The organism is Salinispora pacifica DSM 45544, from assembly GCF_000378845.1.
Taxonomy (GTDB): Bacteria; Actinomycetota; Actinomycetes; order Mycobacteriales; family Micromonosporaceae; genus Micromonospora; species Micromonospora pacifica.
On the sequence record NZ_KB905359.1, the window covers coordinates 1,638,041 to 1,653,244 of the forward strand.

Here is a 15,204-nt window from a genome sequence, read left to right on the forward strand (position 1 = left end):
CATTTTATCGGGAGTACCTGAAAGTACGCTGGCGGTGCCGGAAGGGTCTCGGCGACCCGGACCCTTCCGGCGCACGGTCAGCTCTGGGTGATCCGCACGTCGTCGACGGCGGCCTCCACCAGGCTCGGGTTGCTGGCATCCGCCACGTCGATCAATATCTGTACCGTTTGGCCGCTTAGCGAGGAGATATCCGCGCTGGCTATCTGCCAGGACCCAGCCCGGTTGCTCGCCGTGCCGGTGACGCTCAACGCCGTCACGGTGCTACTGCCCACCACCCGGACGCGCAGGTAGTCGGCACTGGTGGCGTTGCTGAGATGGGCGAGGTACCAGGAGAAACTGAGGGTCAGCGTGCCGGTCGACGGCAGGCTGACCGCCGGGGACTGGATCGAGGTGACCCCACCGTCGACGTCGTGGCTGCCCGCACTGCTGCCCGCAGCCGCGCCGGTGACCAGGTCGAAGCTACCGCTCACCGTGGTGCCGAGTTGCAGGGTGGTCCCGGAACTGCTGGTGGTGGCGGGGTCGCCGCGTTCCCAGGCCCCGGTTGTGGCGGTGTCGGTGCCGGCCGGGTCCACGACCCAGCCGGTGGCGGTCTCGAAGGTGTCGCTCCAGACCGTGTCACCCGGCGGGGACGTCTGGGCCAACTCCCACACCGTGTACGCGATCGCGTCGGCGTTGCGGTCCAGTGCCGTGTCGTTGATGTTGGCGATGGTGTCGCACGAACGGTGGTAGCAGGAGTCGAAAGCCCGCCCCGCCGTCCCGCCCCAGAGCGCCGCCTGGGCGCTGGACTTGATGCCCTCCGCGCCGGTGAACGTGCCCCCGGCCGGGATGCCGACCGCGATGAACGGCCCGTAGTCGCTGCGGCCGTTGAAGTCGGTGCCCTGGGTCGTCACGCCGATCGAGGTGTAGTACGCCTGGATAATCTGCTCGATCTCGGCGGAGCCCTCGGGCCCGGGGCCGGCACCCACCCCGTCGGAGTCGTCGCCGTCATAGACGAAGTAGCCGGCGTTCGGCGAACCCACCATGTCGAAGTTGAGATACTGCTTGATCCGGTCGCGCTCCGCGCCTGACAGGCTGTTCACGTAGTGACGGGAGCCGCGCAGACCCAACTCCTCCGCGCCCCACCAGGCGAACCGTAGCCGCTTGTCCGGGGTGAAGCCGCTGCTCGGTACGGCCAGTGCCACCTCGAGGATGGCCGCCGAGCCGGACCCGTTGTCGTTGATGCCCGGTCCACTGGTGACGCCGTCCAGGTGCGCTCCGGTCAGGACCACGGCGTCCGGGTCACCCGCCGGCCACTCGGCGAGCAGGTTGTAGCCGGTCGCACCGGCGTAGGTGAACGACTGCACGGTAGTGGTGTAGCCGACCGCGTCGAGCTGCGACCGCAGGTAGTTCACCGAGGCCAGATAGCCGGGTCGACCGTGCGCCCGGTTTCCGCCGTTGGCGTTGGCGATCGACTGGAGCTGGTTCAGGTGGGCCTTCACGTTGGCCAGCGGGATGTCCGGGGCGTCGACGGCAGCCGAGGACGGCGCGAGGTGGGGGCGCACCGGCGCAGCGGCGGCCGCGGTGGCGGTCAGCGCCGTCGCGGCCACGACGGCCAGCACCGCCGGCCAGACGGGTCGAGGGGTACGGGGTCTCATGGGTCCTCCGGGTCGGGGCGGGCCGTACCGGTGGGCACGACCACACATCCGGGATTGCATTGACAGCTTTCGCTATCCCAGCGTGCCCTGACACTCCCCGTACGGCAAGACGTGAACCGACCTGAAGGCAACCAGCGGGGTGGCGGTCTCGGGGAGTCGGTCAGCGCGGCGGGCCCCCGGGACGACAGTCCCAACGAGCCTCGACCAGCAGGTCAGGACGCCCGAGGTCGAGCACGACGCGGTTGACGACCCGCTGAGCGGCGGTCAGCGAGCGCACCGAGAGCAACCGCCCCCGACTCTCCCGACGCAGGACGAAGTAGTGCACGGCCGCGCGCACTCGACCCCGGTCCGCGGCGCTGGCCCGGGCCGTGGAGACAACCAGCTCGCGCAGGACCTGGGCGAGCCGCTCGGCGAGTTCCAACTCGGGCTCGGCCAGGCCGGCGCGGACGGCGGCGAGATGACCGTCGACCTTCCGGATCAGCACATCGGTGCCAGCCCGGGCCGCCCGCTTACCCGCCGTCGACACCACCGCAGGCGCCTTCTCGACCGCCATCCGCCCTCCACTCGCACTACATCGCGAGGAAGTTACTTTATGTTGTGGGTTACAATCAAGCAGTTAACTAAGACTTAAGCAATGCATAGTTACATTCGATGCTTTTAGCGTCTAGCCGGACAGAACGCCACAGCTTCTCGGATACGTGTCGGACCGTGGGGGCACGATGGGGACGTGGCGAACCAGGCGGGCGGCAGGTCGACGAGCGGCGAGGCCAGCGACGCGACCACAGCGCCCCACATGACCGACAACACCGCGCTCGACGCGTTCGGCCCGGCCACCCGGGACTGGTTCGCCGCGGCGTTCGCCGCGCCGACCAGGGCCCAGGCGGGAGCGTGGCGCTCCATCGGTGCCGGCCGTAACGCACTGGTCGTGGCCCCCACCGGCTCCGGCAAGACCCTGGCCGCCTTCCTCTGGTCGCTGGACCGGCTGGCCCGCGAGCCCGCCCCGGAGCAGCCCCGGCAGCGCTGCCGGGTGCTCTACGTCAGCCCACTGAAGGCGCTCGCGTTCGACGTCGAACGCAACCTGCGGACCCCGCTCACCGGTATCCGGCAGGCCGCCGCCCGGCTGGGGCTGACCCCGCCCGAGATCACCGTCGGCATGCGCACCGGCGACACCCCCGCCGACGAACGCCGCGCCTTCGCCCGGACCCCGCCGGATGTCCTCATCACCACCCCGGAATCGCTGTTCCTCCTGCTCACCTCCGCCGCCCGCGACTCGCTCCGGGGCGTGCAGACGGTCATCGTCGACGAGGTGCACGCGGTGGCCGGCACCAAGCGCGGTGCCCACCTCGCGCTGTCGCTGGAACGGCTCGACGACCTGCTACCCACCGCGGCCCAACGCATCGGCCTCTCCGCCACCGTCCGGCCGGTTGACGCCTGCGCCCGTTTCCTCGGCGGAGCCCGACCAGTTGACGTGGTCGCCCCGCCCACCGCCAAGACCATCGACGTCGGCGTCCAGGTCCCGGTCGCCGACATGACTCTCCTCGACGAGCCGGAGCAGCCCGGGCCCGACCTCGACCGCCCCCGCCGCGCGTCGATCTGGCCGGCGGTGGAGGAGCGGGTCTACGCCCTCGTCCGGGCGCACCGCTCCACCATCGTCTTCACCAACTCCCGCCGCTCCGCCGAGCGACTCTGCGCCCGGCTCAACGAACTGGCCGCCGAGGAGCTCACCGGCGCGGCCGGCAGCACGGCCGGCACCGAGGCACCGGGAGGACCGGTCAGCGCCGCCCGACCGCCGGCCCAGCTGATGGCGCAGGCCGGGTCGGGGACCGGAGCGCCACCGGTGATCGCCCGCGCCCACCACGGCAGCGTCTCCCGATCCGAACGCGAACACATCGAGGAAGCCCTCAAGTCCGGGCAGCTCCCGGCGGTGGTCGCCACCTCCAGCCTGGAACTGGGCATCGACATGGGCGCGGTCGATCTGGTCGTGCAGATCGAGGCGCCGCCGAGCGTCGCCGCCGGGCTCCAGCGAGTCGGCCGCGCCGGGCACCAGGTCGGCGCCGTCTCCCGGGGCGTGGTGTTCCCCAAGCACCGCGGAGACCTGCTCGCCTGCGCGGTGGTGGCCGAACGGATGGCCGAAGGCGCGATCGAGGAGCTGCACCACCCGCGCAACCCCCTCGACGTGCTGGCCCAGCAGATCGTGGCGATGGTGTCACTCGACCCGTGGCAGGTCAGCGACCTGGCCGACCTGGTCCGCCGTTCCGCGCCCTTCGCGGAACTACCCGACTCGGCGCTGCACGCGGTGCTCGACATGCTCTCCGGCCGCTACCCGTCGACCGCCTTCGCCGAGCTGCGGCCCCGCCTGGTCTGGGACCGCGCCACCGACCTGCTGACCGGCCGGCCCGGTGCCCAGCGGCTCGCGGTGACCAGCGGCGGCACCATCCCCGACCGGGGTCTGTTCGGCGTCTTCCTGGCCGGGGCGGAGCGGGCCGCGCGCGTCGGCGAACTGGATGAGGAGATGGTCTACGAATCACGGGTCGGCGATGTCTTCCTCCTCGGCTCCTCATCCTGGCGGATCGAGGACATCACCCCGGACCGGGTGCTGGTAACCCCCGCCCCGGGCCAGGCAGCCAAGATGCCCTTCTGGAAGGGCGACCAGCCAGGCCGCCCGGTGGAGCTGGGCCGGGCAATCGGCGCCCGCCTCCGCACCCTGCTGCGGACCGACGACGACACCGCCGTAGCCGCGCTGCGCGCCGGGGGCCTCGACGAGTGGGCAGCCGGAAACCTGCTGGCGTACCTGCGGGAGCAGCAGGCGGCCACCCGTAGCCTGCCGGACGACCGGACCGTGGTGGTCGAGCGCTTCCGCGACGAGCTGGGTGACTGGCGGCTCGCCGTGCACAGTGTCCTCGGCGCCCAGGTCAACGCCGCGTGGGCGCTGGCCATCGGCCGCCGGCTCAGCGAGCGGTACGGGGTGGACGCCCAGGTGCTCCCCGCCGACGACGGGATCGTCGTCCGCCTGCCCGACACCGCCGCGGAGCCGCCGGGCGCGGAGATGGTCGTCTTCGAGCCCGACGAGATCACCCAGCTGGTCGAGGAGTCGGTGGGCACGTCCGCGTTGTTCGCCGCCCGGTTCCGCGAGTGCGCCGCCCGGTCGCTGCTGCTGCCCCGCCGGGATCCGCGCCGCCGGCAGCCCCTCTGGCAGCAACGGCAGCGCGCCGCCCAACTCCTCGACGTCGCCCGGGAGTACGCGGACTTCCCGGTCACCCTGGAAGCGGCTCGGGAATGCCTCCAGGACGTCTTCGACCAGCCCGCGCTCGCCGCGCTGATGCGTGACCTGGCCGCCCGCAGCGTACGCCTGGTCGAGGTGGAGACGGCGCAGCCGTCGCCGTTCGCGCGGTCGCTGCTCTTCGGCTACGTCGGGACGTTCCTCTACGAGGGGGACGCGCCCCTCGCCGAGCGGCGGGCCGCCGCCCTCACCCTGGACTCGGCCCTGCTCGGCGAGCTGCTCGGCCGGGTCGACCTGCGGGAGCTACTCGACCCGGCGGTACTCGCCGAAACCGAACGCCAGCTGCGCTGGCGCACCGAACAGCGCCGCCCCCGCGACGCCGAGGATGTGGTCGAGCTACTGCGGATGGTCGGCGACCTGAGCAGCGCCGAACTGGCCGAGCGCGGGGCGCCGGCGCAGTGGTTGACCGAGCTGGTCGCCGCCCGCCGGGTGCTGCGGGTCCGCATCGCCGGCGAGGAGCGCTGGGTGGGAATCGAGGACGCCGGCCGGCTACGGGACGCGCTGGGTGTCGCGCTTCCGGTCGGCGTGGCCGAGGCGTACCTGGCCCCGGTGGCCGACCCGCTCGGTGACCTCATCGCCCGCTACGCCCGCACCCACGGGCCGTTCACCGCCGCCACCTGCGCCGCCCGGTTCGGGCTCGGAGTGGCCGTGGTCGAGGGGGCGCTGCGCCGGCTCGCCGCCGCCGGTCGGGTGCTCGCCGGTGAGTTCGCCCCCGACACGGTCGGCACCCAGTGGTGCGACGCCGAGGTGCTGCGCATGCTGCGCCGCCGCTCCCTGGCGGCGCTGCGCCGGGAGATCGAGCCGGTGCCGCCCCGGGCACTGGCCACCTTTCTGCCCCGCTGGCAACAGGTCGGTGCGGCCGGGCGAGGGGTGCCGGCGGTCGCCGCGGCCCTGGAGCAGGTACAGGGGCTGGCCCTGCCCGGGTCCGCCCTGGAGCGACTGGTGCTGCCGGCCCGGATCGCCGACTACTCCCCCGCCCAGCTCGACGAGCTGTGTACCAGCGGCGAGGTGGTGTGGGCCGGTTCCGGGGCGATCTCCGGCGGGGACGGTTGGGTCGTGCTCGCGTACGCGGACACCGCCCCGCTGCTGCTTCCCCCGCTGGACGCGGCACTGACCCGTACCCCGCTGCACGACGCGGTGCTCGACGCCCTCGACGATGGACAGGCGCTGTTTTTCCGTGCCCTGTCCGACCGGCTCGGGGCCACCGACGACACCGCCCTCGCCGCCGTCGTCTGGGACCTGGTGTGGGCCGGTCACCTGACCAACGACACTCTCGCCCCGCTGCGGGCCCTGCTGGCCGGTCGCGGGGCACACCGGTCCCGCCCGGCCACCCCCCGTACCCGCTACCGGCGACCCGGCCGCGTCGCCCTGCCGTCACGCAGCGGCCCACCCACCGTCGCCGGCCGCTGGTCGCGCCTGCCCGAACGGGACACCGACCCGACCCGCCGCGCCGCGGCCCTCGCCGACGTACTGCTGGAACGGCACGGCGTGGTGACGCGGGGCGCGGTCGCGGCGGAGCAGGTGCCCGGCGGGTACGCCGCCGTCTACCCGGTGCTGTCCGCGCTGGAGGAACGGGGCGCCACCCGGCGCGGCTACTTCGTGGAGGGGCTGGGGGCCGCGCAGTTCGCCGTACCCGGGGCGGTTGACCGACTGCGCGCGCTGGCCGACCCGGCCGACGGTGGGCGGGTCCGTGCCGGCCTGGCTCTGGTCCTCGCCGCGACCGACCCCGCCAACCCGTACGGCGCGGCGTTGCCCTGGCCGGAACGGGTGGTCGACTCCGGGGACGGCGGTGCCACCCCGACCGGGCACCGGGCCGGCCGCAAGGCCGGCGCCCTGGTGGTGCTGGTCTCCGGTGATCTGGTCCTCTACGTCGAGCGGGGCGGTCGGACGCTGCTCTCCTTCGCCGACGACAGCGACCTGCTGGCGACCGCCGGTAAGGCGCTCGCCGACGCCGTACAGGGGGGAGCCCTCGGGACGATCTCCGTCGAACGGGCCGACGGCGAGGCGGTGCGCTCGTCACCGCTGCACGACGCGTTGACCGCCGCGGGGTTCCAGCCCACCCCCCGCGGACTCCGCCTCCGGGCCTGATCGGTCCGCCGGTTTCGGGCCGCCCCGGGCTATCCGCCGGGTGCCCGGGTCGACCGGGTTGGCTCAGCTAGCCTTCCCTCCATGGCGCCGACGCCCTGGATCTCCTTCACCACCGACTACGGTCTCGCCGACGGCTTCGTGGCCGCCTGCCACGGGACGCTGGCCCGGCTGGCGCCCACCGCCCGGGTGATCGACGTGACCCACCTGGTCCCACCCGGCGACGTCCGGCGCGGTGCGGCGGTGCTGGCGCAGACCGTGCCGTACCTGCCGGCCGCCGTCCACGTCGCCGTGGTCGACCCCGGCGTGGGCACGGGCCGCCGGGCGATCGCCCTCGCCGCCGGGGACGGACTGCTGGTCGGACCGGACAACGGGCTGCTGCTGGACGCGGCGAAGGCGCTCGGCGGGGTCAGCGCCGCGGTGGAGCTGACGAACCCGGACTGGCTCGGAACGCAGCTGTCCGCCACCTTCCACGGCCGGGACGTCTTCGCGCCGGTCGCGGCCCGGCTGGCGCTCGGTGCGCCGCTCGCCGACGCCGGCCCGGCCGTCGAACCGGGCGCCCTGGTCCGGCTACCCACCCCGCTGGTCCGACCAGAGCCCGACGGGTTCACCGCCGAGGCGCTGACTGTGGACCATTTCGGCAACGTGCAGCTCGCGGCGACGGGCGCCCTACTGGGACCGCTACCCCGGTCACTTCGGGTCGCGCACCGGCCAACGGACCCGGACCGCGTCGGTGCGCACGCGGTGCACGCCCGGACGTTCGACGACGCGCCGCCGGGAGGGCTGTTGGTGTACGTGGACTCGGCCGGCCTGGTCGCGGTCGCGGTCAACGGTGGGCGAGCTGCCGACCTGCTCGGGGTGGCGCCGGGCGACCAGCTCCGCGTCACCGCCGGTTGACGGCAGCGCCGAGGCCGCCCGAGCGGGAGGATGGGGAGGTGCCCGAAGGCGACACCGTCTGGAACACCGCCCACGTACTTCAGCGGGCGCTGGCCGGCGACCGGTTGGTCGGCGCGGATTTCCGCGTGCCACAGCTCGCCACGACGAACCTCGCCGGCTGGACGGTCCGGGAGTCAACCAGCCGGGGCAAACACCTGCTGCTGCGGCTCGCGGCTCCGCACACCGACCACGGCGACGACGACCACGGCGAGCGCTGGACGCTGCACTCGCACCTACGGATGGACGGCACCTGGCGAACGTATCCGCCCGGACGGCGCTGGTCCGCCCGCCCAGCACACCTGATCCGGGCGGTGCTGCGCGGCCCCCGGGCGGTGGCCGTCGGCTATCACCTGCACGACCTCGCCCTCGTGCCGACCGCCGCGGAGCACCGCCTCGTCGGCCATCTCGGCCCGGACCTCCTCGGCCCCGACTGGGACCCGGTCGAGGCAGTCCGGCGCCTCACCGCCGGCCCCGAGGTCACCATCGGCACCGCCCTGCTCGACCAACGCAGCCTCGCTGGGGTCGGCAACCTCTACAAGTGCGAGGTGCTGTTCCTGCGCGGGGTGTCGCCGTGGACGCCGGTGCGCGCCGTACCCGACCTGATCGGCCTGGTCGCCCTGGCGCAGCGGCTGCTCGCCGCCAACCGGGGGCACTGGACCCAGAGCACCACCGGATCGCGGCACCGGGGACAGACCACCTACGTGTACGGCCGGCGGGCTCAGCCCTGCCGCCGCTGCGGCACCACGATCCGTCGGCAGGAGCAGGATGAACGGGTCACCTACTGGTGCCCGACCTGCCAACCCGAACGTCCCGGCTGAGACAGACCGTCGAGACGGTGGCCGGCGACCGCGGTCAGTCCCTCAGGTGCAGCCCAAAGCTGGTACGGCCGCTGGGCTCCAACCCCTCCTTCAGCCGCAACGAGGGGATCTCGTAGTCGCCGGAGTTCTGCTGTCGGAACGCGATCGGCTCGGTCGACTCCAGGGTGAGCAGGCGCTGCGTCCAGGCTTTGGCGATGTCCGGGTAGTCCTCGTCGGTCAGCCGATCGGCGCCGTACAGCACGAACGGCGGCAGCACCTGCATACCCGGGTAGTAGAGAATGCCGTGCTGGATCGGGAACAGCAGGTCCTCGATGGGGCCGTTGATCCCACGATCAGAGTAGTGCGGCTCCGATCCGCCGGCGGTCACCGACAGCAGTGCCTTCCTGCCAGCCAGGGTGCCTTCGCCGAAACGGTCACCGAACCTGGTGTCGCTGTACTCGCCGACGCCGTACGCGAAGTGGAAGCTGAACACTCGATCCACCCAGCCCTTGAGGATCGCGGGCATGGTGAACCACCACAGCGGGAACTGAAAGATGACCGTGTCGGCCCACCGCAGCTTCTCCTGCTCGGCGAGGACGTCCGGGGTGAGTGTCCCGGCGTCGAAGGCTCGGCCCGAGTCCAGCGCGACCTTCAGCCGGCCGGAGGCGTCGGGCTCGTGGTCCGTGCGGTCCACGACCGCCTTCCAGTTCATCGCGTACAGGTCGCTGACCCGCACCTCGTGCCCGGCGGTGCGCAGGGTGGAGACGGCGAGGTCCTTCAGCGAGCCGTTGAGCGACTTCGACTCTGGGTGGGCATAGACGATCAGTGTCTTCATGAGGGCTCCCCTTCGGATCGGTGTCTCGATCCTGGGCGCCGGGGCGCTCGACATTCAGGGGCGCCGCTTCCTCGGACGGGACGTCCTGGTAACAGCAGTACCACCCACCCGGCAGTAGCCCGGCGATACTGGGAGGATGGACAGTCTCGCGAGCTTCCTGCGGACCCGGCGTTCCCGGGTCGACCCGACGGCCGTCGGCATCCCCACCGACCGGCACCGCCGGGTGCAGGGGCTGCGCCGCGAGGAGGTCGCGCACCTGTCCGGAGTCAGCGTCGACTACTACCAACGCCTGGAGCAGGGCCGCGCGACCCAACCCTCCGACCAGGTCCTCGACGCGCTCGCCCGCGTTCTCGGCCTCGACGAGACCGGACGCGAGCACCTCTTCCGGCTCGCCCGACAGCGTCGCCACCGCACGAAGACACCGGGCGGGCGGGTCCGGCCCGAGCTGCTCCACCTCCTCGACCTGATGGCCGACGCGCCCGCGCTGATCATGAACCATCGCCTGGACGTGCTCGCCGGAAACCGCCTCGCCCGGCTCCTCTACGGCCTGCCGATGCCGGGCCTGAACACCGCTCGGCACATCTTCCTCGAGGAGGACGAACGCGGTCTGTACGCGGACTGGGAGGCGTGCACACTCAACGTGGTCGGACATCTGCGCCTGGCTGCCGGCAAGTACCCCGAGGAGCCCCGTCTCACCTCGCTCATCGGCGAACTGGCGATGGGTAGCGAGCGCTTCCGCGGCCTCTGGGCCCGCGCGGACGTACGCGCCCGCACCCACGGACGCCGAACATATCGGCATCCGCTGGTGGGGCTCCTGGAACTGCACCAGGAGAGCCTCATGCCACCGGACGAGTCCGGCGTGGAACTGCTGGTCCTGTCCGCAGCCCCCGGCAGCCCCAGCGAGGACGGGCTACGCCTGCTCGCGGGGCTGGGCACGGACGAAACGACGGGCGGTCGCAGAAAGGGACGATTGGACACTTCCTAACCCACCCCCACAGGTCGCATGCTGCGGTGGAGCGCTCACACACCGTTCGTTTCGCGCGTCCACCGCCACGCCGAGGTGGTCGGTGCCGCGCCCGACGCCGGGAGAGCCATGGACCTGTTCCGCAGACTCCGGATCCCCTGGGCCGAGCGACCCGCCACCAACCACACAGACGCCACCGATGACGACGGCCCGCTGGTGCCGGCGACACGGAGCGCGCGAGACGCTGCGGCGAGCCCGCCAGCGGAGGCCCCGGACCCGCCGACGGCCCTGGATCCGGCACCACCGACGGCCCTGGACCCGGTGGCGCCGACAACGCTGGACCCGGCGGCGCTGCCCCGCTGTTTCGGCCGGGTGCCGAACCACGCGCACAGCCCGCTGCCGACCGTGGACGACGATGGCGACGTGGTGCCCGCCACCGGCATCCGCAAATTCGTCGACCCGCTGCCCACGCTCGGCTCGGCCAACGACCCCGGCCGCCTGCCGGTGGCCGTACCCGACACCATCACCTACCCGGGCTGCGACTACTACGAAATCGGCCTTCAGGAGTACGCGCAACAGCTGCACCGGGACCTGCCGGCCACCCGGCTGCGGGGATACCGGCAACTGAATCTTGGTACGGACTCGACCGGGCACAACACGGTCCCCCCACCGAGGTGCCCGGTCCACCTCGGCCCGGTGCTCGTCGCGCGGCGCGGCCGACCAGTACGGGTCAAGTTCATCAACCAGCTTCCTGCCGGTCGGGCCGGTGAGCTGTTCCTACCCGTTGACCCCACCATCCACGGTGCCGGTCCCGGGCCACTCGACGGGCCGGCACCATACCCGCAGAATCGGGCGGTGCTGCACCTCGCTGGCGCGCAGACCGGTTGGATCAGCGCCGGAAACCCATGGCACTGGATCACACCTGCCACCGAGATCACCCCGTACCCAACCGGTCCCGGGCTGACCCCCGTGCCGGACATGCCGCCGCCCGGCCGGGGGGCCACCACGTTGTACTACCCGAACGAGCAGAGCGGCCGGCTACTCGCGTACCACGACAACACCGTTGGACTGGCCCGGCTCACCAGCTACTCGGGACAGCTGGGCATCTACCTGATCACCGAACCGGCCGAGGACGACCTGGTCGCCGACGGGGTGCTGCCCGCCGACCAGATCCCGCTGGTCTTCGAGGACAAGACCTTCGTGCCCGACGACAGTCAGCTGGCCGCCACCGACCCGACCTGGGACCGCGACCGCTGGGGGGCGCGGGGCAGCCTCTGGCACCCACACATCTACCAACCCCGGCAGAACCCCTACCGCAACGATGGCATCAACCCGACCGGGCGCTGGGACTACGGGCCGTGGACGCGAACCGCCGAAGAGTTCGGGACCGACGGCACAACCAGCCCCAACGGCACCGAACCCACCGGCACCGGACCGAGGCCGGTCCCGAACCCACACCACGACCCGGTCGACGACGCCTCGGCTGAACCGCCGATGGCACCCGGCATACCGCACCCGTCGGCGGTGCCGGCCGCGTACGGCGACACGGTGCTGGTCAACGGCGTCGCGTACCCCTGGCTGGCGGTCGAGCCGCGCGCCTACCGGTTCCGCGTCCTCAACGCGTGCCTGGACCGCAGCTTGAACCTCCAGCTCTACCACGCGCGCTCCGCCGGCCCGATGTGGGACAGCGATGGCAGGCTGGCCGACCCGAACGCCGGCGAGGTACCGATGGTCGCGGCGGTTCCGGTGCCCGGCCGGCCTTCCTGGTGGCCGACCGACGGGCGGGAGGGCGGGGTGCCGGATCCCCGTGCCGCCGGCCCCGACCTGGTGCAGATCGGCAACGACGGGGGCCTCCTACCGGCCCCCGCGGTGCTCCCCAACCAGCCGGTGACCTACCGGTACGACCGACGCGACCCCACCGTGCTCAACGTGGACCGGCACACGCTGCTGCTCGCCCCCGGAGAGCAGGCCGACGTGCTGGTGGACTTCGCCACCGTCACCCCCGGCAGCACCGTGCTTCTCTACAACGACGCCCCGGCCCCGTTCCCCGCCTTCGACCCCCGCTATGACCACCACACCGAAGCCCCGGACCACACCGCCGGGGGCGGGACACCACCGAGCCGTCCCGGGTACGGGCCGAACACCCGTACCCTGCTGCTGTTCCGGGTGGCCGGCGTTCCGAAGCCCCGCTACGACCTGGCCCGGCTCCAGGAGCGGCTGCCCCGGGCGTACTCGGCCAGCCAGCGTCCGCCGGTCGTGCCGCAGCCCGCCTACGACGCGGCGTTCGGCACCCGCACGGCCCAAGAGACCGTCGTCCCGGTACACGCTGCGACGGTCACGTTCGCCCCCACCGGCAGCACCTACCCCATCCTGCTGCCGCTCGCCGTGAAGTCCATCGGGGAGGTCTTCGAGCCCGCGCACGGCCGACTCGCCGGCCGCTTCGGCGTCGGTCCACCACCCGGAGCGTCCCGCACCCCGGCCGTGACACCACTCGACCCGACCGATCCGGCCACCGAGGTGGTGTCGGTCGGCGAGTCGGCGGTAACGGGGGACCCGGTCATCGACGAGGTGCAGTTGTGGCGGCTGCGCGGCACCGGTCGACACACCCAGCCGGTCCGCCTCGACGGCGTCGACCTGCAGCTGGTCAACCGAGCCGGGTGGGACGGCACGCTCCGCGCGCCGGCACCGAACGAGCTGGGCTGGAAACAGGTGATCCGGGTCAACCCACGGGAGGATGTGGTGGTGGCACTACGCCCGGTCGCACCGCCCCTCCCATTCAAGATCACGGACAGCGTACGACCGCTGGACCCGAGCCGACCAGCGAGCAGCCACCCCCCAGGCGCGCCGCGCGGCGGCCAAGCCGCCCCGGCGGGCACCCAGCCGGTCAACCTGGGCTGGGAGTACCGCTGGCACAGCCAGCTCGCCGGCTACCGCGACCAGGGCCTGAGCCGGCCGCTGGTGCTGCGGGTCGCCCCGAAGGCCCCGACCGGGCTGACCGCAACCCCCGGACCCGGGTCGGCCACCACGCTGCCGGCGATCCTGCTCGCCTGGACCCGCAACGGCGACCGGCCCCCCACCACCAGCCACCAACTCCAACGGGCCACCGACCCGGTGTTCACCGATGGACTCGCCACGATCACGGTAGCCGCCAACGCCACCCGGTACACCGACGCGACCGTCATTCCCGGGGTGGCCTACCACTACCGCATCCGGACGGAGAACGCGGTCAGCTGCTCGGCATGGTCGAACTGCGCGCCCGCATCGGTGCAACTCACCGCACCGACCGGCCTGGCCGCGGCGGTGCCGCCGGCCGCACCGCTACGGGTGGGGCTGCAGTGGCGCAATCGCTCCTTCGCCACCGGCGTTGATGTGCAGCGCGCCACCAACCCCACGTTCACCAGCGGGCCCGGCACCACCGCCATCAGTGTCGGTGACACCCATCTGGACACCGCCGTGGCGCCCGACACCCGCTACTACTACCGGGTCCGCACCACCTACCTCGGCTCGGCCTCCCCCTGGTCCAGAGTGGCTCAGGTGACCACACCGCCCCGACCGGGGGCACCGGAGTCGGTGACTGTCACCGCCACCGCGGTCGCACCGGACACGGCGACGGTCATCCTCGGTTGGACGACGAGCGCAGCCGTCGGATCCGGGGCCGGCTTCACCGTGCAGCGGGCCGCGGACCCGGCGTTCAGCCAGGACGTCGCCACCTTCACCGTGCATGGACGGGGGTTCACCAACACCGGCCTGGCCCGCCGAACCACCTACCACTACCGGATCCGTGCGTTCAACGTCGTCGGACTGTCCCCGTTCGCCGCCCCGATCGTGGTGACGACGCCGGACTGACACCCCAACCCGGCGCCGCCAGCCGGTGGTGGCTTCGGCCCCGTTGTTCAGGAGGCGCGGTAGGTGGGGTCGGTGGCGCGCAGCTCCGCCAGGGCCGACGCCACCCCGTGCAGCAGGTCGGTCGCCTCGGTGAGCCGGGCCACCGCCGGTTCTTGGACATCGGACCGTACGTTTTCGGCCACGTAGCCAGCGGCGGCCGCCACCAGCCGCTCGTACGCCTCGACACCGTCGCGCAGTTGGTCGGCGAGGGCCGTCCGGGCCTGCTCAAGCGAGGGCCGGGTGTCGGGTGGCGCAAACCGGATGGCCCGTTCGACCTCCCCGACCCGGAGGGCGAGGTCCCGCAGCGAGTGGTCGGCCGCGGTGGCCTCGGCGACCGCGGGCGCCGCCAGCCCGGTCAACCGGCCCCGCAGGCCGGCGAAGGTCGACCCGGCCCGATCCAGCCGGCCCCACGGCTCGGCGGCGCTGGTGCCGCGCAGCGCGACCCGGGACCGTACCCGTCGGGCCTCGGCGAGCATGCCGGAGCCGGCCGGGAGGCGCTGCACCGCCGCGACCAGCCGGGCCCGGGACTGGGCCGCCGCCTCGGCCGGGCCCAGCGCCGGCGGCGCCGGCTGGGCGGCGAGCGCCCGCAGGTCGGCCCAGCGCCACGCGGCGAGCACGATCGCCCCACCCGCGCCGGCGGCCCAGGCCGCGTCGGGCAACCCCAGACCGGCGTACGGCGTCAGCACCGCCGCGGCACCGCCGAGCCCACCGGCGATGACGCTCCACCGCCGGGCAGAGCGCCGCCGGCGGGCCAGCCGCCGGAAGTATCGCGTCCGCTCGTCCGCCAC

Annotated in this window: 9 protein-coding genes; 5 read left to right on the top strand and 4 right to left on the bottom strand. The window is 73.0% G+C overall.

The annotated features are described in order from the left end of the window. Positions 1–77: 77 nt before the first annotated feature. Together SALPAC3_RS0107410 and SALPAC3_RS0107415 are read right to left on the bottom strand one after the other, a co-directional pair. Positions 78–1,634: a M20/M25/M40 family metallo-hydrolase gene (locus tag SALPAC3_RS0107410; protein WP_026185319.1), complete on the bottom strand. Its 1,557-nt coding sequence runs from the start codon at positions 1,632–1,634 to the stop codon at positions 78–80. A gap of 160 nt (positions 1,635–1,794) precedes the next feature. Then, positions 1,795–2,187 carry a hypothetical protein gene (locus SALPAC3_RS0107415; RefSeq protein WP_018220621.1) on the bottom strand — a complete coding sequence of 131 codons (393 nt, stop codon included), beginning with the start codon at positions 2,185–2,187 and terminating at the stop codon, positions 1,795–1,797. 174 nt (positions 2,188–2,361) lie between these two features. Between SALPAC3_RS0107415 and SALPAC3_RS0107420 the strand changes: the two genes are divergently transcribed. The 3 genes from SALPAC3_RS0107420 (at position 2,362) to SALPAC3_RS0107430 (ending at position 8,753) form a co-directional block, all read left to right on the top strand. Then, positions 2,362–7,002 carry an ATP-dependent helicase gene (locus SALPAC3_RS0107420; RefSeq protein WP_018220622.1) on the top strand — a complete coding sequence of 1,547 codons (4,641 nt, stop codon included), beginning with the start codon at positions 2,362–2,364 and terminating at the stop codon, positions 7,000–7,002. Between the two features lie 81 nt (positions 7,003–7,083). Continuing rightward, a complete protein-coding gene (locus SALPAC3_RS0107425) occupies positions 7,084–7,896 on the top strand; it encodes an S-adenosyl-L-methionine hydrolase (RefSeq protein ID WP_018220623.1) in 813 nt (270 codons plus the stop codon). Positions 7,897–7,934: 38 nt separating this feature from the next. Then, positions 7,935–8,753, top strand: a complete 819-nt coding sequence (locus tag SALPAC3_RS0107430) for a DNA-formamidopyrimidine glycosylase family protein (protein WP_018220624.1) — start codon at positions 7,935–7,937, stop codon at positions 8,751–8,753. Between the two features lie 34 nt (positions 8,754–8,787). Here the strand turns inward: SALPAC3_RS0107430 and SALPAC3_RS0107435 are convergent, their stop codons facing one another. Beyond that, positions 8,788–9,567, bottom strand: coding sequence for an NAD(P)H-dependent oxidoreductase (locus tag SALPAC3_RS0107435; RefSeq protein WP_018220625.1), 780 nt, complete (start codon positions 9,565–9,567; stop codon positions 8,788–8,790). A 136-nt stretch (positions 9,568–9,703) separates the two neighbouring features. Between SALPAC3_RS0107435 and SALPAC3_RS0107440 the strand changes: the two genes are divergently transcribed. Continuing rightward, positions 9,704–10,552, top strand: a complete 849-nt coding sequence (locus SALPAC3_RS0107440) for a helix-turn-helix transcriptional regulator (RefSeq protein WP_018220626.1) — start codon at positions 9,704–9,706, stop codon at positions 10,550–10,552. Positions 10,553–10,570: 18 nt separating this feature from the next. After that, entirely contained in the window at positions 10,571–14,377 is a 3,807-nt protein-coding gene (locus SALPAC3_RS0107445; protein ID WP_018220627.1) for a hypothetical protein, read from the top strand. Between the two features lie 47 nt (positions 14,378–14,424). Here SALPAC3_RS0107445 and pspM read toward each other — a convergent pair whose 3' ends face one another. Beyond that, complete coding sequence (gene pspM, locus SALPAC3_RS0107450) at positions 14,425–15,204, bottom strand: phage shock envelope stress response protein PspM (RefSeq protein ID WP_018220628.1); 780 nt, start codon at positions 15,202–15,204, stop codon at positions 14,425–14,427.